Source organism: Rhizobium sp. CFBP 8762 (genome assembly GCF_014841565.1).
Classification (GTDB): domain Bacteria; phylum Pseudomonadota; class Alphaproteobacteria; order Rhizobiales; family Rhizobiaceae; genus CFBP-8762.
In genome coordinates this window covers 194,614-214,247 of the sequence record NZ_JACYUD010000007.1, presented here as the reverse complement: position 1 = coordinate 214,247, position 19,634 = coordinate 194,614, and the positions used below count along the sequence as shown (strand labels likewise).

The 19,634-nt window shown below is 58.2% G+C and carries 19 protein-coding genes; 4 read left to right on the top strand and 15 right to left on the bottom strand.

From position 1 onward, the window contains the following. Window positions 1-142 precede the first annotated feature (142 nt). Both IFT84_RS16455 and IFT84_RS16450 read left to right on the top strand, forming a co-directional pair. Window positions 143-2,185: an NAD(+) synthase gene (locus tag IFT84_RS16455; RefSeq protein ID WP_192121297.1), complete on the top strand. Its 2,043-nt coding sequence runs from the start codon at window positions 143-145 to the stop codon at window positions 2,183-2,185. Window positions 2,186-2,266: 81 nt separating this feature from the next. Beyond that, window positions 2,267-2,581: a plasmid stabilization protein gene (locus IFT84_RS16450; protein ID WP_192121295.1), complete on the top strand. Its 315-nt coding sequence runs from the start codon at window positions 2,267-2,269 to the stop codon at window positions 2,579-2,581. Window positions 2,582-2,639: 58 nt separating this feature from the next. Here IFT84_RS16450 and IFT84_RS16445 read toward each other — a convergent pair whose 3' ends face one another. The 6 genes from IFT84_RS16445 to IFT84_RS16420 all read right to left on the bottom strand — a co-directional run bounded on the left by IFT84_RS16445 (window position 2,640) and on the right by IFT84_RS16420 (window position 8,418). Beyond that, complete coding sequence (locus IFT84_RS16445; protein ID WP_192121293.1) at window positions 2,640-3,701, bottom strand: ornithine cyclodeaminase; 1,062 nt, start codon at window positions 3,699-3,701, stop codon at window positions 2,640-2,642. Continuing rightward, window positions 3,698-5,401, bottom strand: a complete 1,704-nt coding sequence (locus tag IFT84_RS16440) for a M20/M25/M40 family metallo-hydrolase (RefSeq protein ID WP_244651249.1) — start codon at window positions 5,399-5,401, stop codon at window positions 3,698-3,700. Before IFT84_RS16440 ends, IFT84_RS16445 begins: the two co-directional genes overlap by 4 nt. A 17-nt stretch (window positions 5,402-5,418) precedes the next feature. Beyond that, entirely contained in the window at window positions 5,419-6,183 is a 765-nt protein-coding gene (locus IFT84_RS16435) for an amino acid ABC transporter ATP-binding protein (RefSeq protein WP_274603614.1), read from the bottom strand. Continuing rightward, window positions 6,180-6,836, bottom strand: a complete 657-nt coding sequence (locus IFT84_RS16430) for an amino acid ABC transporter permease (RefSeq protein WP_192121291.1) — start codon at window positions 6,834-6,836, stop codon at window positions 6,180-6,182. The genes IFT84_RS16435 and IFT84_RS16430 overlap by 4 nt, the downstream gene beginning before the upstream one ends. Continuing rightward, on the bottom strand, window positions 6,833-7,495 hold the full coding sequence (locus IFT84_RS16425) for an amino acid ABC transporter permease (RefSeq protein WP_192121289.1): 663 nt from the start codon (window positions 7,493-7,495) through the stop codon (window positions 6,833-6,835). Before IFT84_RS16425 ends, IFT84_RS16430 begins: the two co-directional genes overlap by 4 nt. A gap of 155 nt (window positions 7,496-7,650) precedes the next feature. Continuing rightward, the gene (locus IFT84_RS16420) at window positions 7,651-8,418 is read right to left on the bottom strand and encodes a transporter substrate-binding domain-containing protein (RefSeq protein WP_192121491.1); all 768 of its coding nucleotides are present in this window, start codon (window positions 8,416-8,418) and stop codon (window positions 7,651-7,653) included. A 255-nt stretch (window positions 8,419-8,673) separates the two neighbouring features. Between IFT84_RS16420 and IFT84_RS16415 the strand changes: the two genes are divergently transcribed. Beyond that, on the top strand, window positions 8,674-9,087 hold the full coding sequence (locus tag IFT84_RS16415; protein ID WP_192121287.1) for an Lrp/AsnC family transcriptional regulator: 414 nt from the start codon (window positions 8,674-8,676) through the stop codon (window positions 9,085-9,087). A 22-nt stretch (window positions 9,088-9,109) separates the two neighbouring features. On the opposite strand, the gene IFT84_RS16410 is transcribed toward IFT84_RS16415, so the two are convergent. Then, window positions 9,110-9,619, bottom strand: a complete 510-nt coding sequence (locus IFT84_RS16410) for an RES family NAD+ phosphorylase (protein WP_192121285.1) — start codon at window positions 9,617-9,619, stop codon at window positions 9,110-9,112. A 3-nt stretch (window positions 9,620-9,622) separates the two neighbouring features. Next, window positions 9,623-9,973 carry an MbcA/ParS/Xre antitoxin family protein gene (locus tag IFT84_RS16405; protein WP_192121283.1) on the bottom strand — a complete coding sequence of 117 codons (351 nt, stop codon included), beginning with the start codon at window positions 9,971-9,973 and terminating at the stop codon, window positions 9,623-9,625. Between the two features lie 197 nt (window positions 9,974-10,170). Here IFT84_RS16405 and IFT84_RS16400 point away from each other — a divergent pair, with 197 nt between their 5' ends. Further along, window positions 10,171-11,166: a GlxA family transcriptional regulator gene (locus IFT84_RS16400; RefSeq protein ID WP_446737612.1), complete on the top strand. Its 996-nt coding sequence runs from the start codon at window positions 10,171-10,173 to the stop codon at window positions 11,164-11,166. 49 nt (window positions 11,167-11,215) lie between these two features. Here the strand turns inward: IFT84_RS16400 and IFT84_RS16395 are convergent, their stop codons facing one another. The 7 genes from IFT84_RS16395 to IFT84_RS16365 form a co-directional block, all read right to left on the bottom strand. Further along, on the bottom strand, window positions 11,216-13,432 hold the full coding sequence (locus tag IFT84_RS16395; RefSeq protein ID WP_244651248.1) for a methyl-accepting chemotaxis protein: 2,217 nt from the start codon (window positions 13,430-13,432) through the stop codon (window positions 11,216-11,218). A gap of 3 nt (window positions 13,433-13,435) precedes the next feature. Then, window positions 13,436-14,470: a TRAP transporter substrate-binding protein gene (locus tag IFT84_RS16390; protein ID WP_192121281.1), complete on the bottom strand. Its 1,035-nt coding sequence runs from the start codon at window positions 14,468-14,470 to the stop codon at window positions 13,436-13,438. 340 nt (window positions 14,471-14,810) lie between these two features. After that, a complete protein-coding gene (locus tag IFT84_RS16385) occupies window positions 14,811-15,842 on the bottom strand; it encodes an L-idonate 5-dehydrogenase (RefSeq protein WP_192121279.1) in 1,032 nt (343 codons plus the stop codon). A gap of 48 nt (window positions 15,843-15,890) precedes the next feature. Then, on the bottom strand, window positions 15,891-16,664 hold the full coding sequence (locus tag IFT84_RS16380) for an SDR family oxidoreductase (protein WP_197975583.1): 774 nt from the start codon (window positions 16,662-16,664) through the stop codon (window positions 15,891-15,893). A 53-nt stretch (window positions 16,665-16,717) separates the two neighbouring features. Continuing rightward, on the bottom strand, window positions 16,718-17,998 hold the full coding sequence (locus IFT84_RS16375; RefSeq protein WP_192121275.1) for a TRAP transporter large permease subunit: 1,281 nt from the start codon (window positions 17,996-17,998) through the stop codon (window positions 16,718-16,720). A gap of 24 nt (window positions 17,999-18,022) precedes the next feature. Next, window positions 18,023-18,529: a TRAP transporter small permease gene (locus tag IFT84_RS16370; RefSeq protein WP_244651247.1), complete on the bottom strand. Its 507-nt coding sequence runs from the start codon at window positions 18,527-18,529 to the stop codon at window positions 18,023-18,025. Between the two features lie 72 nt (window positions 18,530-18,601). Continuing rightward, window positions 18,602-19,621 (bottom strand): TRAP transporter substrate-binding protein, encoded by a 1,020-nt coding sequence (locus IFT84_RS16365; RefSeq protein ID WP_192121273.1) that lies wholly within the window; start codon window positions 19,619-19,621, stop codon window positions 18,602-18,604. Window positions 19,622-19,634 lie beyond the last annotated feature (13 nt).

The following is a 19,634-nucleotide window of genomic DNA, read 5'->3' as shown; positions in this document are numbered from 1 at the left end:
TCAGGCAGTCGCCATCTATAACATGCAACGGGCGATAGCAAATCGCGGGCTTAATCTCTCAATTGGGAAAATTACGTCAAACGATATGGAACACCTGCCATAGACGGGGTAGGGTTGCGGCGGTTGGAGCGAAGGGACAACGATGAATTTTCACGGAATTTATGATCAGGGCTTTGTTCGCGTCGCGGCATGCACATCGGAATGTGAGGTGGCGGACCCGACGTTCAACGCCACCGCAACGCTTGATCTCTGGCGCCGGGGCCATGCGCAGCATGTCGCCCTGATGGTCTTTCCCGAGCTTGGCCTGTCCGGCTATGCCATTGACGACCTTCTGGGGCAAGATGCCCTTTTGGATGCGGTTGAAGATGCAGTGCGGGATCTGGTCGCCGCGAGTGCTGACCTGCTGCCGGTGGCGCTGGTGGGTGCCCCGCTTCGTCATCAGGGGCGCATTTACAACTGCGCCGTGGTTATTCATGCGGGCCGCGTGCTGGGTGTGGTGCCAAAAGTCCATTTGCCGAATTACCGCGAATTCTATGAGAAGCGCTGGTTTGCTTCCGGCCGCAACATTCGCAATGCGATGATCGACATTGCCGGTCAGACCGCCCCATTTGGTGTTGATCTGCTGTTTGCCGATGCACAGGATGCCGATTTTGTCTTCCACGTCGAAGTCTGCGAAGACCTGTGGGCACCGGCACCCCCCAGTGATTACGGGGCGTTGGCGGGCGCTTATATTCTTACCAATCTTTCAGCCAGTAACATCACGGTCGGCAAGGCCGATATGCGTAAGCTTCTGTGCGCTAGCCAATCGGCGCGCACCTGGTCGGCCTATATCTATTCGGCCGCTGGTCCGGGTGAATCCACCACGGATCTGGCGTGGGACGGGCAGGCGTGCATTTATGAAATGGGCACGCTGTTGGCGGAAACGGATCGTTTTCCGTCCGGCTCGCAAATGTGCGTGAGCGATATCGACCTCGACCGCCTGCGGCTGGAGCGGATGCGCACCGGCACATTCAACGATGCGGCAACGCTGACGCTCGGCGAAAACCACACGTTCCGGCGCTTGACCTTCGATTTCCGGAAGCCGCAGGACGATGTCGGCTTTGAGCGCGCGATTGCCCGCTTCCCCTTCGTGCCCGCCGATCCCTTGCGTCTGGATCAGGATTGCTACGAGACCTTCAACATTCAGGTGCAGGGGCTGATGAAGCGGCTGGCATCCACCGGTATTTCGCGTCTTTGCATCGGCGTATCCGGCGGTTTGGATTCTACCCATGCGCTGCTGGTGGCGGCGCGCGCCTTTGATAAGCTCGGCTGGCCGCGCACGGATATTCTCGGTTTCACCATGCCCGGCTTTGCCACGGGCGATGCCACCAAGGGAAATGCGTGGTCGCTGATGCGCAATCTCGGCATTACCGCCGAGGAGATCGACATCAAGCCGCTGGCGCTGCAACTGCTGCAGGACCTGAAGCATCCGTTTGCGGGCGGCGAGCCGGTCTATGATGTCACCTTTGAAAATGTGCAGGCAGGCTTGCGCACGGACTTTCTGTTTCGTGCAGCCAACCAGCGCGGCGCGCTGGTGCTGGGCACGGGCGATCTCTCCGAAATCGCGCTTGGCTGGTCCACCTATGGCGTGGGCGACCATATGAGCCACTACAACGTCAACGCCTCGGTGCCGAAAACACTTATTCAGCATCTGATCCGCTGGCTGGTGTCCAAGGGCGAGTTTCACGATGATACCAACGAAACGCTGCTTGCCATTCTCGGCACGACCATTTCGCCCGAACTGGTGCCCGCCAATGAGCAGGGCGAAATCCAGAGCACGGAAGACAAGATCGGCCCCTACGATCTGCACGATTTCTTCCTGTATTACATCACCCGCTTCGGCCTGAAACCATCGCGTGTGGCCTTCATGGCTTATCACGCATGGCACGATCTGGAAGCCGGACACTGGCCAGCCGGAATGCCGGAGGACAATCGCCGGAGTTACGATCTGCCGGTTATCAAGCGCTGGCTGGAAACATTCCTGTTCCGCTTCTTCACGATCAGCCAGTTCAAACGCTCGGCTTCACCCAACGGACCGAAGGTGACGTCCGGCGGCTCACTGTCGCCACGGGGAGACTGGCGCGCACCGTCCGATGGCAATGGACGCGTCTGGCTGGCGGAGCTGAAGCGCAACGTGCCTAACTAAGGCTAACCATGACAGGCGCACCACCGGGAACCTCTCCTGGAATTTGTGGTTATAACAGACCCATATTTGAGGAGAGATCAGATGCCCCAAGGCGACAAATCTGCCTATACGGACAAGCAAAAGCGCAAGGCCGAGCATATTGAAGACGGGTATGAAGACCGGGGCGTTCCTGCTGAAGAAGCCGAACGACGGGCTTGGGCAACGGTGAACAAGGAAAGCGGGGGCGGCAACAAGTCCGGCTCCGGTCGTGGCCATCCCGACACCCATGCATCCTCCGAAAAGGGCGGCCGCAAGGGTGGCGCGGCCTCTGCAGCCCGCACCAAGGAAGAGCGCTCCGCCTCTGCCAAAAAGGCTGCCGCCACGCGCAAGCGCAACAAGGAACAGGCAGAGGGGTAAAGCATTCTGGCGAACACCTGTCCGCCAGAATGCCCTTACCTTTAGTTTTCCGATCTCGTTACGTGTTTTTCAGCTTCTGTTCGCAGCGCAACAGCATGCCGAAAAGATCGCGAGGCTCGTCGGGATCGGCAATCAGATCGAGATCGAGGAACAGGCCCGTTTCGGCAAGCTTGCTGCGCACATAGCGCAGCGCGGAAAAATCCTCGATGGCGAAACCCACACTGTCAAACAGCGTAATGGCCCGTTCACTCGAGCGGCCCGGCAGGCGACCCGTCATAACGGCCCACAGTTCCTGCACGGGGTGGTCGGCGGGCAATTGCTGAATTTCTCCTTCGATACGCGTTTGCGGCGGGTATTCCACAAAGATTTCGGAGCGCATCAGGATATCCCGATGCAGTTCGGTTTTCCCAGGGCAATCGCCGCCAACACCGTTGATGTGGACACCGGGGCCGACCATGTTGTCGGACAGGATCGTGGCGTTCTGCTTGTCCGCCGTCACAGTCGTGATGATGTCAGCCCCTTCAACGGCCTCCTGTGAGGATCGGCAAATGGTAATGGTGAATCCTTGACCCTCAAGGTTTTTTGCGCAGCGTGCGCTGGCAGTAGGGTCGATGTCATACAGGCGAAGCGTGGAGATGCCCATGATGGCCTTGAATGCCAAAGCCTGAAACTCGCTTTGTGCACCATTGCCAATAATTGCCATGGTTCTGGAGCCGGGTCGGGCAAGATATTTGCCAGCAACGGCGGACATGGCGGCGGTGCGCAGGGCGGTCAGAATGGTCATTTCCGACAGCAGAACCGGATAACCGCTATCGACATCGGACAGAACGCCGAAGGCGGTTACGGTCTGGAGACCTTCCCGTGTGTTTTTCGGGTGACCATTGACGTATTTGAAACCGTACAGGGCACCATCGCTGGTGGGCATGAGTTCGATGACGCCTTGCTCCGAATGGGATGCCACGCGCGGTGTCTTGTCGAACTGCTCCCAGCGGCGAAAATCCTCTTCGATCACCTCTGCCAGTTCGGTCAGAAACCGTTCGGTTCCCACCGCCAGCACTAGTTTCAGCATGTGATCGACGCTGACAAAGGGGACGATGTTCAGGTTGGAATGGATGGTCAAAGCGATATCCTTGAGGATTGTGGGCGGGCTGCTGTCAAAAACGCGTGGACGATGTGGGCCAGAAGCGGCGGAAGAACCTCAAAGGCATAGGGGGCGTGAACGCGTTCCAGCTTCTGGTGAAACTCGCGTCCCCACGGCCCGATATTGACTGCCGGGAACCGGAGCGCCTGAGGTGACGGATGGTCGACCAAACGAGAGATGGGCGTATTGCCGGAAACCACGTCACTGCCGGTCGCGGCCTGCCCGAGAAAGCTCATATCGGAAATGCCCTGAAAGTGCGGCTTCCAGCTCAGGCTGCGTTCCGGCGTGTTTCCAAGCGCGGTGCGGGCGCTTTCGATAGCCTGATGCAAGGCGCGGTCATGCGTTTGGTTCATGTGCAAACGGCTTGGCGGGTAATGCAGCCCGGAAAAACCGACGATGATCGCCGGGCCGGATACACGGGCGGCATCCACCAGCCAGTTGGTGAGCAAACGCGTGAGTTCCAGCGGGTTGTCGATGTGGGAGAGGCGATTTTCCTCGGTCTGGTAGGCTGCTTCAAAGCCCTGTCCGAGGGCCTGCGCCGCGAGGTCGCGTAACTGGTCGAAGGTGATGAGCCGCGGCGCGGCGGGCGTGGCCCCTGCGCGCTTGCCGATCCGTGCACTGTAGTCGTCAGCCTGCGCGGCGAAACGCGCAACGGCGGCGGATGCGCCCTCCAGAACCTCCTGCTGGAAGCGCGCAAACAACGCATCCGCAGTCATGGCATGGTACAGCCAGTTGAACGCCAGCCAGAAGCGTTCGGGCGTCGTTACTTCATAGCCGTTGCGCAGATCCTTGGCTTCAAGGCAAATCGGCGGCGGGGAAATGTCGGTCTCGTCCTCATCGGCCAGGCGCGCATTGCCTTCGAAATTCGCGAGGATACCGGCGGCCATGGCCTGCGCGCTGACGCCTTCGAAGGGGTAGCTGGCGTGCGAACTGCACCCGATGACCAGTGCGAACGGCAGCAGCTTGCCGATGGTGCCTGCATAGATAGCCCGCCCCTCCCGGCCATCGCCCTGATCCGAGGTGACGTCCATGTTGATTGCAGCGCAAACGTCGATATCGAAATCCTGCGCAATTTGCGGCAGCGCGTCGCGCAGGGACCGTATGCCACGACTTTCGCGTTCCTCATCCGGGGTGAAAATCAGCAGAAGATTGCCGTCCCGCTCCGGACGGCTGGCAAAGTCTTCCAGACAGGCAATGCCTGCGGCAAGACCGCTCTTCATATCCAGCATACCACGCCCAGCCAGGAAGTCGCCGCTTTGCAGATCGCTCAGCGCCCTCTCTTCCTGCTCGGACCGCGCGCGGCTGGACAGGTCCGCCACCAGCGCTTCTGCAAGCGCGGAACTGTCGCAGGCCAGCGGCTGGAGATCGTGATAGTTGTCCGTCGAAACCGTATCGAAGTGACCGGTGAGCGCAATGGCGTGACGGCCCTGACCGCGCACGAGTGCCACAATACTATGGGTAAGCGGCGTTCCGTGGCTGGCAATGCTGCGGATGTGATCCGGGTGAGCCTGAAAATAAGGAATGTTGCGCAGCAATGTTTCCAGTTGCGTGGAAAACGTTGCTTCGCCCGGCGTGCCGGTTTCACTGCGCCACGACACCATTTGCAAAGCGAGGTCGCGAACACGTGCGGGGTCGAGCGGGCCGGGTGCCCGTTGGTCGTCTGTCGGCAATGTGGTCATGGTTATGCTTCCTGCAATCAGTGCGAAAGGTGTTTGCGCAGAAACGCCCGCGTGCGTTCCTCAACGGGATTGGACAGCACGTCCTTCGGTGCGCCTTGCTCGATGACGACACCGCCATCCATGAAAATGACCTGATCGGAGACCTCGGCTGCGAAGCGCATCTCATGAGTGACGATCAGCATGGTCATATGCTCGGCAGCCAGCTGTTTCATCACCTGATTGACCTCTTCCACCAGTTCTGGATCGAGCGCCGATGTTGCCTCGTCAAACAGCATGACCTTGGGCTGCATGGCCAACGCACGGGCTATGGCAACGCGCTGTTTCTGCCCACCGGACAGACGGGCGGGGTAGGCGTTGCCCTTGTCGCTCAAGCCCACCTTGGACAGAAGCGTTTGCGCACGGTCCAGGGCCTCCGCCCTGTTCAGCTTGCGCAGCCGGATCGGCCCAATCATGATGTTCTGGAGAACCGTGAGATGGGGAAACAGATTGAACTGCTGAAAAACCATGCCCATCTCCTGGCGGATATGGTTGATGTGGTTTTCGAACTGCCGGCCTTTCAGGGGGCGATTAACCTGTTTTCCATCCAGCCAGATTTCACCGCTGGATACGTCCTCCAGCATATTGATGGAGCGTAGCAACGTGCTCTTGCCCGAGCCACTGGGCCCGATGATGGATACGATCTTGCCCTTGTTGACGCTGAGGTCGATGCCTTTCAGCACCTCATGCACGCCATAGGCTTTGCGGATCTGCCGCACGTCGATCATGGGGGTCTGGGTGTTCATCGGATGGCTTCCGCTTTTCTGGCAGCTTTCCTCAGCAGGAATTCCATCGCCAGATTGACGATGTAATAGAGAATGGCTGCGGTGAAATAGAATTCAAATGGGCGATAGGTCTCGCTGATGGCGCGCTGCGCATTCAGCACCAACTCGGCAATGCCCAGCACAGAGAGAACGGCGGTATCCTTCAAGAGGATGATGCTGTTGTTGCCAACCTGCGGCAAGGCGGTGAGCATCGCCTGCGGCAGGACGAAGAACCGAAGCGTTGCAGACCGGCTGAAGCCGAGCGACCTTGAGGCCTCTGCCTGCCCGGGATCGACCGCTTGTAGGGACGCCCGAAAAATATCGGCGTTGTAGGCGGCATAATGCAGGCCCAAGCCAACCACCCCGGTCCAGAAGGCAGGCAGCATGATGCCGATCTGTGACAGGCCGTAGTAGAAGAGATAGAGTTGCAGGAGCAAGGGTGTGCCCATGAACAGGAACACGACGCCGCGCAGCGGAAAAGCAAGAAGCCTTGGTCCATAGAGCGTCGCGACCGCAATGGCGATGCCGACAAGGATGCTGATGCCCCCGGCCAGAACGGTAATCAGAACCGTCCAGAGAATGCCCGTCCACAGGATGCCGAAATAGTCGGGAACAACACTGAAATCGAGGCTCATAGGGCTGCCTTCCTGCCGTGATCCACGGCACGTTCAAGGGCGTGCACGATCAGCGATATTGCTGCAACGATGATGAGATAGGCCGCGCCCGCACAGGCAAACACTTCGAACGGTTTGAAGGTGGAGGTGACAAAACGCTGCGCCGAATAGGTCAGTTCAACCACACCAATTGTCGACACCAGTGCGGTGCTCTTGCACAGGATGACGGTGTTGACGCCCAGCGAGCGGATCATCAGGGGTGCCGCTTGTGGCAGAATGAACAGCCGCATGGTGTCAAAACGACCAAAGCCAAGCGACCGCGATGCCTCGTTCTGCCCCCGGTCGACGGCCAGAACAGCTCCCTTCATGCCTTCCGACATGTAGGCACCGATGTTAAAACCCATGGTGACGACGCCCGCCAGAAAGGGCGTCAGTTCAAGGCCCATCTGTGGCCCGCCAAAATAGACGAGAAACAATTGCACCAGAAGCGGAGTCCCGCGCATGATACTGACATAGGCGGCGGCCGCCCACCGCGCTGCGCGCATACGCGAGAAACTGGCGATAGTGATGGTGACTGCCACAACCAGCCCGATGGCCAGCGAACACACGGTGAGACCAATGGTCAAAACCGAGGCTTGCGCCAGAAAGGGCAGAATTTGCCGTATGAGTTCGATATCCATTCCAGCCTTTCGGGACAGGCTGGCACAACCGGTCAAGGGTCTGCCAAGCCGTCCAAGGATGTTCGCCCGCACACCCCGTTCACAAGGGGGTGCTCGCCTGTTGCGTCAGCGAAAAATGCCCATAGAAACGCAATTCCGCTCGTAGCGGCAAAGCGTTAGCGGATATCCGAGCCGATCCATTTTTCCGATATGGCCTTGTACGTGCCGTCCGCCATCATGTCATCGAGAGCCTTTTGCATGGCGGCTGCCAGCTCCGGGTTGTTCTTGCGGATGGCAATGCCAATGTCAAAGCGCGGCAGGGTTTCATCCTTGATCTGCTTGATCTGCGCATTGCTCGTTTTCATGGCCACCAGAACCGGTACGTCATCGGCGATCATCGCGTCAATTCGACCAGCGCTGAGATCGATCATCATTTCGGGAAGGCCCTTGTACGTCCGCACATCGTACTTGTTCTGCTCACGAACCCATTTTTCCGAGGTTTCGCCCAGCGTCACACCGATCGATTTGCCCTCGAGTTCGGCAAGAGCCTTGGTTGGCTCGCCAGCGCGAACAAACAGGCCGAGGCCGGAGCGGTAGTAGGGACCGACAAAATCCACGGCCTTCTTGCGCTGGTCCGTGATGCCCATGGAGCCAATGATCGTGTCGTAACGACCGGTGACGAGGCCGGCGATGATGCCATCCCACGCCGTCGTGACGATTTCCGGCTCAACCTTCAGGCGACGCGCGATTTCGGAGCCGACATCCACATCGAAACCGACGACCTTATTGGCGTCATCGACAAAACTGAAAGGTGGGAACACGCCGGAGAGGGCGATGGATAACTTGCCCGCCTTTTCAATTTTTTGCAAATCCTCGGTCATGGCAGGGCTCGCAGCCACGCACAACGCGCCTGCAATCAGTACAGCAGAAAACAGTTTTGGCATTCTCATGAATTTCATCTCCCATTGACAGCCGTGAGGAGTGGCTGCGTGATCTGTCGTGACGTTGAGGCGGCATAGATCGGTAAGGTGAAGCGATTGCTGGTTTTCTTGGATGATCCCGCTTTATAGCCAGAACCACTCTCCCTTATCACGCTCAATTAGTATGCATGAATCTGTGTAAAGAAAAGAAAGCAAAGTGATTGATTTTCGCAATTATTGACGAAATAAGCAGTGGATTGACAGAAAAGGAACTGCTGCTTGGATGATCTCGATAAGCGATTGATTGCAGAGTTGCGCATCAACGGAAGGGCCTCGCTTCCGCAACTGGCACAACTGTTGGGCGTGGCACGGGCAACCGTTCAGAAGCGGCTGGATCGGCTGATTGCCGACGGGAGCATCAAAGGGTTTACCGTGCGTTTGAAAGACGACGTGGGTAAGGACTCGATCCGCGCATTCATTCTCATTGAGATGGCGGGCTCCCCGCGCGCAACCACTGCCGCCATCAAGCGGATTCCCGGCATCGTATCGCTGTCCAATACAAATGGCGTCTGGGATATGATAGCCGAAGTGGATGTCGCCTCCATGCCCGAGCTGAACGACTTGATCTCTACCGTGCGCGCCGTTGATGGTGTGGCAAAAAGCGAAACTTTTTTAATGCTGGGACCAGCTTAACGGCTCACGCCATGTCGCCCTGTCAACTGGCGGGCAAACGCACCAGCCGGGCTTCATCATCGATCACGTGTAAACGGCGAGGCACAGCGTCGCCCCAGTGCCAGACGATCAGGTTCAGATCGTCCGCGCTGGAGCCCGGTGCATAGCTTCGCACCAGCAGAGCGTTAAAGCCCTGTGCCGTCAACCGACGGGCAAAATCCTGCGTGTCTGCGATACCGTTTGCCTTCATCTGGTCGCGCCAGCTGGGCGTGGCAAGGCGTTCTTCTGTCATGTCGTGCGCGGTCAAAGCATCCATGTCCCGGCTGTCGAACACCCGATCAATGTCTGCGTCATAGGACACCAGCGTGGTCGGTTGCAGATTTCCCACCTGATTGGCTTCCCGCACCGCCGCCATGATTGACAGGGAGGTGTAAAGTGCTGCCATACCCTTTGGGTTGAAGCGCCCGCCGTAGAGCTCTGCGCCTTTGCCCGATAATGGTTCGAAAGCGTAGCGCGGGTTCAGCGCACGGTAGAGTTTGCCCTGATAGCGCATGGCTCAGGCGTAGACGCCTGCATCAACCGCATCGATGTAATCCAGCACATCGTCGGCTCGCCCATCACGCACAAGCTGCATGGCGGTCTGGCCGGAAAATCCCGGTAAGGGTTCGGAGCGATACCACGCATAGGCCATCAGGTTGGAGCCGAAGCGGGGCTCGACCTTATTGACGATCTCCACCATTTCACGCAGGCGCTTCTGCGTTTTGTCGGAGCGCACACGGTCCTTGCGCTGAATGGCGTCAATGCCGAGGCCAACGGTGCGGGCAATCTCATCGCTGGTCGTGCGAAACGCTTCAGCAATCTTACGCGGTGCAAAAAGCCCGCCATCTGCATATTGCGCAAGGCCCATGATGCTGCTCTCCAGATGCCTGTTTACATGACGGTATATAGCGTCAAAATGACCGGCAAACAAGAGGGCAGTGTTTTGACTTTGTCTGAGGGTCGGATGATATATAGAAGGTGTTTACATCAAGGGGGTGGCGATGGTCGAGCTTGGGTTCATGGGTGGTGCCGGGTGGTTCTGCACCGCGATTGGCGTTTGACGCCATGCCCATGGCAAACGCGGAACCCGGCGTGCCTTCGGATCGACTCAGGATCGGCTTCGTGCTGGCGCGATCCTTCACGCTTTCGGCTTTTGCCTTGTTTGTCGACACGCTGCGACTTGCCAGCGACGAGTTCGACCGGTCTGGCCGCGTGCTTGCCGATTGGGAGGTGCTGGGAAGCACGCGTCATCTCATCACGTCCAGCTGCGGGGTCAAGGTTGCAGCCACCTCTGATTTTGTCGATCCCGGCCGGTTCCATTACATCGCCGTGGTCGGTGGCCTGCTGAACAACGATACGGTCATTGATCGCGACACCGAAGACTACCTGAAGACAGCGGCGGCAAAAAAGGTTCGGCTGTTGGGCATCTGTACCGGTACGTTTATTCTGGCGGAGTTGGGGCTGATGAACGGCCACCGCACCTGCGTCAGCTGGCTGCACTACAACGCATTCCGGCAGCGTTTTCCCGATCTTCCCGTGCGATCCGACAGAATTTTCAACCTTGACCGCACCAGAGGCTCCTGCGCAGGGGGAAGCAGTGCGGCAGATATGGCAGCCACCATTGTCCGGCGGCATATCAGCAAGAAAGCCGAGCGCAATGCGCTTGAGGTGCTGCATATCGAAAAAGCCCGCACCGGCCTTGCCATCCAGACGCGTCAGCCCCTGTCTATCGAGGTGAGAGACCCGCGCTTGCGCGCCGTGCTGATCATGATGGAGAGTCATGTGGAAGGTACGGTGGAGATAGCCGAGCTTGCCAGCTCCGTCGGTCTGTCCCGGCGGCAGCTTGAGCGGTTGTTCATGAGCGAGACCAATGCCTCGCCTGCTGCCATTTACCGCCGGGTGCGTTTAGAGCGTGCGCGGCAACTCATTCTGACGACGAAAGCACCGCTAATCGAGATTGCGTTGGAAGTGGGGTTTGAAAATGCCTCGCATTTTTCCCGCGCTTTCTCCAAGACGTTTGGGCAATCTCCCACCAGACTGCGCAGTCAGCCGGTCGAATGAGCCCGCTATCGTAACATTTCCAACAAAATCGGAAGGGCGAACATGATCGTCAGTTAAGCCTTGAGGGGGGCCGTCCTGACAGCTTCGTCCTGGATGAGGTCCAACCGTGCTGGTCTCTGGGTGACGGCGGTTGATGGTGTTGAACCACTTCTTGCCCCCGATTGCCGATCTGGAAACGGGCGATCATATCCCGCAGGTGTTCGGCTTCCGTTGCAAGCTTAATGCCCGCAGCACTGGTCTGTTCAACCATTGCGGCATTCTGTTGCGTCACCTGGTCCATCTGGTTGATGGCAACGTTCACTTCGGAAAGACCAAGGGATTGTTCCCGCGCGGAAGTCGCGATGGAACTCATATGATCGTTGATGTCGACGATATACGCCTCGATGGATTTAAGTGCTGCGCCCGTGTCGCTGACAAGCTTCACGCCACCCTCCACCTGTGCGGTCGAATTCATGATGAGCTGTTTGATCTCCTTGGCGGCCCTGGCGGATCGTTGGGCCAGTTCCCGCACCTCCTGAGCCACCACTGCGAAACCCTTGCCCGCCTCACCGGCGCGTGCAGCCTCCACGCCGGCATTCAAGGCCAGCAAATTGGTCTGGAAGGCGATATCATCGATAACGCCGATAATATTGGAAATCTCCGTCGATGAGGCCGAGATTTTCTGCATGGCATCAACTGCGCTGGAAACGACCACGCCCGCTTGGCGAGCGCTGTTGTTGGCTGCATCGGCGATATCTTTCGCGTCGTTCACGCGCTTGGATGCATTCGTGACATTGGCTGTGATCTGGTCGAGTGCGGCGGCAGTCTCCTCCAGTGAAGCGGCCTGATGTTCTGTGCGCTTAGACAGATCTTCCGCCCCCTGACTGATCTCGTGCGAGCCGTCGCGGATGGATCGGCTAGCCAGCGCAACGGTGGCCAGCGTTTCTGCCAGTTGCGCCGCAGCCACGTTGAAATTCTGGCGCAAGCTTTCAAAATCGGCGGCAAATGGCTCTCGCAGTTCGAAAGTGAGGTTTCCTCTCGCCAGATTGTCCAGCCCGTCCGCAAGGCCCCGTGTCGCCTGTGTCATGGCCTCCGTCCGGTTGCGTTCGATCATGGCATTGCGGTGCCGTTCCTCGTCGGCCAGATTGCGCTGGCGTATGGCCTCTTCCTCTATCTGTTTTGCCTTCAGGCCGTTTTGCTTGAACACTTCGACTGCCCGTGCCATCGCACCGATATCGTCGGTCCGGGCCGTGTCGGTAACGCCGGTGTCGAGATGGCCACCCGCCAGTCGCTCCATTGTTGCAGTGATGCGCCGCACAAGAACCGAGATGCTTTTGCTGATGAGAAAGGCGATGGCGATACCTAAGACGATGGCCCCGGCGGAGGCGACAATGCCGGTCCACAGAACGCTTTTGACTGTCGTGCGGGCGCTATCCACGCTCATGTTGCGCGATGCAGTCAACGCAGCTTTCAAGGCCTCCGCACTGTCGCCAATCTCCACACCAATGTTATTGAGGCTGGTGCTGGTTGCGGTGACGCCCTTTGTCGTTTCGAGCAATTTCGTGTGGCTGGCGGTCAGTTTGGCAATCGGTGTCTCTAGTCTGGCAATGGTCGCCTTCAGCCAGACATCGTCGGTTTGCAATCCCTGGAGCGAAGCAAATTCACGCGCGACCCGTTCAAGTTCGGACCCGGCATTGTCCGCGTCCGCGCTGTTGCCCCGCATGGTGTAGCGCGTCGCATAGGTAACATAGGCCTGCACGTTTTCCTGAAGTCTTGCCGAAACGCTTGCCTCCGAAGCGCCGATACGCACTAGATTCTTTGTTATGGAATTGACCGTATTGACAAGGTTTGCACCTGCTGAAACGATTGTCGAATAGGCTGATTGGCGCGCCTTGATCTCGGAAACAAGCTGGTCAAAAGACTGCGTATAGCGGTTCAGAATGGCAGATATTTCGTCGGTGGGCAGGTTCACCGAGCGTTTGATATCCTCCAGTTTCGTGATGAGCTGGGTCTGTGCCTGGCGGGCTGCCACCTGTTCGCCCGCCGTTGGCGAGCCGAAATACCGGGTGATCAGACGGCGGGTATCCAAAACGTCCCGGTCGAACTTTGCAATCGCTTCAGACGCTTCGGTTGCCTTTACGACATTTTCCATCTCGATGCGTACCGAGCGCAACTGCATGTCGTACAGGAATGCGATCAGCGCCAGAAGGGCCACAAACATGCCGAACCCCGCAACAATGCGGGCCCGAATGCTGGTGGAAGACAGTGTTGCAAAGAATCGTGTCATGGATCAGCTCCCGAACGTCTGGATCGCGTCGAGCGTGGTCTTGCCGAACATGCTCTCGAATTGCGAACGCGATTTTTGAATCGCTGCAACAAAGGCGGGCCGGTCAACATCGGTGATGACAGTCATTCCCCGACGCTCCAGTTCCTTAATATCCGCCTTTTCAGTTTTGTCGTTAACCTGTCGGGAAACGGGTGCGGCTGACTTTGCAGCAAGCATCATTGCCTCCTGTTCCTCGGCGGTCAGCGCATCGAACGTACGTTTTGCGACCATCAGTGCAACCGGTGAATAGACATGGTTGGTTATGCTCAGATATGTTTGCACCCGATCAAAGTTCGCATTCTTGATGTTTCCGACCGGGTTTTCCTGCGCCTGAAAACTTCCATCCGCCAAGGCCGCATACAGATCGGGAAAGGGCATTGGCTGCGCATCCGCGCCGAATGCCTTGAAGGCCGTCACCATAACCTCGGATTGCGGAACCCGGATTTTCAGCCCCGCAAGATCCGCCGGCGTGCGCACCGGCCTGTCGCGGGTCGTGACCTGACGCAAACCGTTTTCGCCCCAGCACAATCCGACAATCCCAGCGGGGTAGAGATCTCGCAGAGCTTGCTCTCCAATGGGCCCGTCGAGCACGGCGCGCGCGTGCTGAAGATCGCGAAAGAGGAAAGGAGTGTCGAAAACGCCAAGTTTGGGAGCGATGGTTTTTGCGGCGTAACCGGCGCTGCTGGCAATCGCCAGATCGAGCGTACCGGCCGCAAGGTCCTCCGACATTTCTTTCTCGCCACCCAGGGCTCCGCCAAAGTAAATCTCGACCCGGATGCTTCCGCCGCAAAGTCTGGAGAGTTCGCGGCCAAATTCCTGCGCCATCTGGTCAGTCTGTGCACCCTTACCGTTGGAAAGGCCCAGCTTGAGAACTTTCGTCAGGGCGGGGCTGGCGTGTGCTTGGCTGACAAACGGCACGGTGATGGCCGCTGCTGCCAATGACAGGAACGAACGCCGGGTCGCCCTGTGTTCCTTTGCCAATGTATACGGATGAGGCATAAGTACGCGTCCCCTTTATCGCCGACGTTCTTCTTGCAAGTCATGCGGTTGGCGATCTGCGCGGATGAGCCGCAAGGCTGCGGACAAACGAGCCGTGATGCGCAAGCCGCCAACGCTTCGGACGGGTGTTACGGTTTCACATTGGAAATCACCGCCGCATCATGCGGCTGCCGGAGGGAACAAGCGGCGGACCTGACACCACTGTCCACAATGCATCTATTGTGCATCACTACTATAAAAAGTTCGTAAACTTTTGGTCGATTTCGAACTGGGTCAGGTACTCCCGGTTGCCTGTCTCGCAGCTACCTTGGGCCATCGCAACCGGTTTCACATCATGGTTTTAAAAGAGCAGATGCACCTTCATTGATTTCACACGGTCGCTTGCAAGTTCAAAGGCTTTCACAGCTTGGTCTATAGGCAGTTGGGCGGTTAACAGCGGACGCACGTCTATACGACGATTTGCGATCAGCCGCGCGGCCCACGCGAATTCGTGATCGAAGCGGAAGGTCCCGCGCAGCACAATCTCCTTGGTGACAATGGCGCTGATAGGCAGGCTGACCTCCTTGCCAAGACCAACTGCGACAATCGTTCCCCGTGGGCGCACGACATTCAGCAAACCAGCCATGACCGCGCCATTGCCGGAGCATTCGAAGGCGGCGTGAAATGTACCCTTGCCGCCTGCATACGGCGCGAGCGCGTCCGGTTGTTCGGCGGTGTTGAGCACCACATCCGCCCCCACCGCTTTGGCGATTTCAAGCGCGGGCGATGAGATATCGGTGGCGACAATTTCGCTGGCACCGGCAAAACGGGCGGCAAGAATCGTCAGGCAGCCAATGGTGCCGGTGCCGGTTACCAGAACCCGTTTGCCCACGAGCGAGCCCGCCTGTTCGATGGCGTGGAGGCACACAGCCAAAGGTTCGCAACAGGCGGCCTCTTCGAACGGCGTATCAACGCCGACCGGGACGGCCTGCTCGGCCTCAACGACGATCTGCTGGCGAAACAACCCCTGCACATGGGGAAAGCGCATGGCAGACCCGTTGAAGCGCATCTCCATGGCATGTTGACGCATCCCGTCGCGCATAAACTCGCAGTCGCCGGACGGTCGGCTCGGGTTGATGGCGACGCGCTGGCCAATGGTGAGGTTGGACACGCCATCGCCCAAAGCAAGAATTTCACCCGCCGCCTCATGGCCGAGAATCATCGGCTCACGAACCCGCACCGTGCCAAAACCCGCATGGTGGTAGTAATGAAGATCAGAGCCGCAAATGCCCCCAGCCTTGACACGAATGCGCACCTCGCCCGGTCCGGGGTCGCCCACGGCTACATCTTCGATGCGCAGATCATGTTCCTTGTGAATGACGACCGCTTTCATGGGAAAATCCTTCATGCATTGACTTCTGTCTGGGGTGCGCTGATGTGCCTAGAGTTGAGCGAGCCAGCCGCCGTCCACATACAGTGTCTGGCCGTTGATATAGTCGGAGGCCGGGCTGGACAGGAAGATTGCAGCGCCGACCAGCTCCTCCGGCTTGCCCCAGCGACCGCTGGGGTTGGAGGCCCGGACCCACGCATCAAATTCCTTGTTCTCGCTCAGCGCTTCGTTCATCTCCGTCAGGATGTAGCCGGGGCCAATGGCGTTGGACTGAATACCGTGGGGTGCCCACTCCACGGCCATGGTGCGGGTAATGGCCGTTATGGCACCCTTGGCGGCGGTGTAGGGCGCAACCGTGGCGCGGCCTGCCGCGCTGGTCAGCGAAGCGATATTGACGATTTTGCCGCCGCGCTTGCGCGCAATCATGCGTTTGGCGGCCTCGCGGGCGACGAGGAAGGAGCCGGTAAGATTGACATCCAGAACCCGGCTCCAGTCCTCAACGGCAAGTTCAACCATAGGCTTGCGAAACTGGACGCCGGCATTGTTGATGAGAATGTCGATCTCATGACCCTCACGGTCGAAGGCTTCAAACGCCGCGACAATCGACGCCTCATTGCCCACGTCAAACGCTTTGCCGAAGGCACGATGCCCCTTGGCAGACAGTGCCTCGACAGCATGTGCAACACCATCGTCCCGAGTGCCGTTGACAATGATCGTTGCACCGGCCTCTGCCAGGCCTTCGGCGTAGCTCAAGCCGAGGCCACGGGTTGAACCGGTGATGAGCGCCGTGTGACCGGTGAGATCAAAAAGCTTTTTCAACGACATTTCGAAACCATTGATGGAATGAAAGGGAATGGGCGGTGCCCCCGCCCACCGGATTAGCGCAGCCAGCCTGCGGGCACCATGATCAGTTGCGGGAACAGCACAAACAGGAACAGCAGGGCGGTATAGGCCAGCAGGAAGGGCAGCATGCCCTTGATAACCTGATCAAGCTCTACCCGCGCAACACCGGACACAACGTTGAGAACGGTTCCGACGGGCGGTGTAATCAGGCCGATCGCGTTGTTCATCATGAACATCACGCCGAAGTAGTAGGGGTCGATACCAGCCTGCTTCACCAGCGGCATCATGACGGGCGTCAGGATCAGGATGGTTGGCGTCAGATCGAGCGCGGTGCCGACGAGGAACACCACCACCATGAGAATGAACATGAAGAGGATCTTGTTCTCCATGAACGGCGCGATGGTTTCGCCAATTTCCTGCGGAATGTTGGCAACCGTAATCAGCCATGCCGATACATAGGCCGCCGCCACCAGAAACATGATGGTGCTGGCTGTCTTTGCCGCCTGCAACAGCAGTCCGGGGACCACCGGCAATTTGAGTTCGCGGTAGACGAACAGACCGATGAAGAACGAGTAGACCACCGCCACAACGCCAGCTTCCGTTGGCGTAAACATGCCGCTTTTCATGCCGCCGACGACGATGACCGGCAGAATGAGCGCCCAGACACCTTCGCGCAGGGCGCGTAGCAAGGTTCTGAAATCAAACGCTGTGGTGGACGCCATGCGCTCGTCTTTGCGCGCATAAAAGTACCATGTCACCATCAGCGTAGCCGCCATCATCAGGCCGGGAGCAATACCCGTCATAAACAGGCGTGTGATGGACAATTCAGCCGCAACACCGAAAACAACGAAGGCGATAGAGGGTGGCAGCAGCGGTGCCACGATGCCGGCTGAGGAAATCAAACCCGCCGATAGAGGCACAGGATAGCCCGAGCGGCGCATCAGCGGGATGACAACTGCGGCAAGGGCAGCACAATCGGCAATGGCGGAGCCGGAAATGGACGCCAACACAAGAGCAGCAAACACAGCAACATAGCCAAGCCCGCCCCGGAAATGGCCAACGGCGGCAATGGCGACGTTGACAATGCGCTTGGAAACACCGCCCGCATTCATCAACTCACCAGCGAAAACGAAAAAGGGCAGCGCCATCAGCGGATAGTTGTTGGCACCGTCCAGAACATTTTCGGCGAGAATCTGCACATCGAAAATGTCCAGATGGATCATCAGGAACACGCCGCAGATCAGTAGCGAAAAGGCGACGGGAATGCCGAGCAGCATGGCCCCGCACAAGGACGCGACGAAAACGACAATAGTCATAGCTGTATCCCCCTTAGATTGCCGTTATTCGATCAGTTCATCGGCATTGCTGGCAAAAATCTGGTCATTCGGAATGCGACCCGTGGCAACATCGAAGATCGTGCGGATGGTCAGAAGGCCCATGCCGATGCAGCACAGCACACAGGACAGATAGACCCAGCCGAGCGGTATACCGGCAACGGGGGAATAGTTTTCAAGATTGTCGACCACCTGATGCCACGCACCAACACCCAGCAGATAGCAACAGACCAGCGTGGCGAGATCGCCAACGACCCGCACCACACGCTGCGCCTTGAACGGCATGGCGCGAACCAGCCCGTTGACGCCCAGATGCGCCCGGTCCCGCAAAGTGAGAAATGCCCCGATGAAGATAAGCCAGACAAACAGAAAGCGCGACAGTTCTTCTGACAGGGTGATGCCGGAATTGAAGCCGTAACGCAGAACCACGTTTCCGAAAATCAGGACAACCATCAGCGCAAGGATGACCATCAACAGCTTTTCAAGCGTGCCAAAGAGAATGCGGGATATCATGATTGCCCCTTCCAAAGATCCGTATTGAAGGTGCCTCCGGGCAGTTCGCCCGGAGGGTTGAACCGGAGTGGCTTACTTCTGGTCGCGAACCTTCTGGATTGTCCCCATGATGTCATCGACCAGTTGAGCTCCGACAACGGGCTTGTACTTTTCAATCACGGGCAGTGTGGCAGTGCGCAGTTTTGCCAGTTCCGCATCGGGCAGGGTGGTAACGGTCATGCCCTGTTCCTCCAGTTCGGCCACGACCTTGGCGTTGCCCTCATCCATCAACTGGCGCAGATACACCATGGACTCCTTGCCCGCCTTGACGATGGCGTCCTGATCAGCCGGCGTCAGCGCCTCCCAGAACTTTTTGGAGGTCACGAGAATGCAGGGCGTGTAAACGTGGTTGGTGGTGGTGCCGTATTTCTGCACCTCGTAGATCTTGTTGGCGTACATGTGGATGTAGGGATTTTCCTGTCCATCCAGCGCGCCGGTCTCCAGCGCGGTAAATACCTCCGCATAGGACATCGGCAGGGCGTTGGCCCCAATGGCCTTCCAGCTATCCAGTGCCACCTGGTTCTGCATGACGCGAACCTTCAGGCCCTTGATGTCGTCGGCCGTTTTGACCTCGTGCTTGTTGTTGGACAACTGGCGAAAACCCGTTTCACCCCAGGCGACACCATGCAAATTGTGCGGCTCCAGCTTTTGCATCAACGTTGTGCCGATGGGCCCAAGAAACACCGCATCGACTTCCTTCATGTTGTTGAACAGGAATGGAAAGTCGAAGACCTGAACTTCCTTGATCTTACCGGCGATCGGGGCCAGCGAGCCGTAGAACATTTCCTGCGTGCCGCTCTGGGTGGATTGCAGCATCTTGTCGTCGCCACCCAGCATGCCGCCGTGGTACACGTTCATTTTGACGCGGCCTTCGGTATAGGTGTTGGCAAGCTCGGCAAACCGCGTCAGGGCCACCGCTTGCGGGTGTTCTTGCGGCATGGCATGGCCGAGTTTGGCCTTGATCTGCTGGGCACTGGCTATGCCGCCGGTTGCCACCGAGGCAAGCATGGCAACTGCGAGCACGCCCGCAAGCTTCATCATTCTGCTTTTCATGGTCTCTCTCCCT

What these genes read in the sequence shown, in the direction of transcription:
- IFT84_RS16410 (WP_192121285.1), bottom strand. Translation starts at nt 9,619, where the DNA reads ATGCGCTATCAGGGCAAACTCTACCGTGCGCTGAACCCGCGCTACGCT.
- IFT84_RS16405 (WP_192121283.1), bottom strand. Translation starts at nt 9,973, where the DNA reads ATGGGCCTTGCGCAATATGCAGATGGCGGGCTTTTTGCACCGCGTAAG.
- IFT84_RS16380 (WP_197975583.1), bottom strand. Translation starts at nt 16,664, where the DNA reads ATGTCGTTGAAAAAGCTTTTTGATCTCACCGGTCACACGGCGCTCATC.
- IFT84_RS16370 (WP_244651247.1), bottom strand. Translation starts at nt 18,529, where the DNA reads ATGATATCCCGCATTCTCTTTGGCACGCTTGAAAAGCTGTTGATGGTC.
- IFT84_RS16435 (WP_274603614.1), bottom strand. Translation starts at nt 6,183, where the DNA reads ATGAACACCCAGACCCCCATGATCGACGTGCGGCAGATCCGCAAAGCC.
- IFT84_RS16375 (WP_192121275.1), bottom strand. Translation starts at nt 17,998, where the DNA reads ATGACTATTGTCGTTTTCGTCGCGTCCTTGTGCGGGGCCATGCTGCTC.
- IFT84_RS16390 (WP_192121281.1), bottom strand. Translation starts at nt 14,470, where the DNA reads ATGCCTCATCCGTATACATTGGCAAAGGAACACAGGGCGACCCGGCGT.
- IFT84_RS16420 (WP_192121491.1), bottom strand. Translation starts at nt 8,418, where the DNA reads ATGCCAAAACTGTTTTCTGCTGTACTGATTGCAGGCGCGTTGTGCGTG.
- IFT84_RS16430 (WP_192121291.1), bottom strand. Translation starts at nt 6,836, where the DNA reads ATGAGCCTCGATTTCAGTGTTGTTCCCGACTATTTCGGCATCCTGTGG.
- IFT84_RS16365 (WP_192121273.1), bottom strand. Translation starts at nt 19,621, where the DNA reads ATGAAAAGCAGAATGATGAAGCTTGCGGGCGTGCTCGCAGTTGCCATG.
- IFT84_RS16385 (WP_192121279.1), bottom strand. Translation starts at nt 15,842, where the DNA reads ATGAAAGCGGTCGTCATTCACAAGGAACATGATCTGCGCATCGAAGAT.
- IFT84_RS16395 (WP_244651248.1), bottom strand. Translation starts at nt 13,432, where the DNA reads ATGACACGATTCTTTGCAACACTGTCTTCCACCAGCATTCGGGCCCGC.
- IFT84_RS16400 (WP_446737612.1), top strand. Translation starts at nt 10,171, where the DNA reads ATGCCCATGGCAAACGCGGAACCCGGCGTGCCTTCGGATCGACTCAGG.
- IFT84_RS16425 (WP_192121289.1), bottom strand. Translation starts at nt 7,495, where the DNA reads ATGGATATCGAACTCATACGGCAAATTCTGCCCTTTCTGGCGCAAGCC.
- IFT84_RS16440 (WP_244651249.1), bottom strand. Translation starts at nt 5,401, where the DNA reads ATGACCACATTGCCGACAGACGACCAACGGGCACCCGGCCCGCTCGAC.
- IFT84_RS16450 (WP_192121295.1), top strand. Translation starts at nt 2,267, where the DNA reads ATGCCCCAAGGCGACAAATCTGCCTATACGGACAAGCAAAAGCGCAAG.
- IFT84_RS16455 (WP_192121297.1), top strand. Translation starts at nt 143, where the DNA reads ATGAATTTTCACGGAATTTATGATCAGGGCTTTGTTCGCGTCGCGGCA.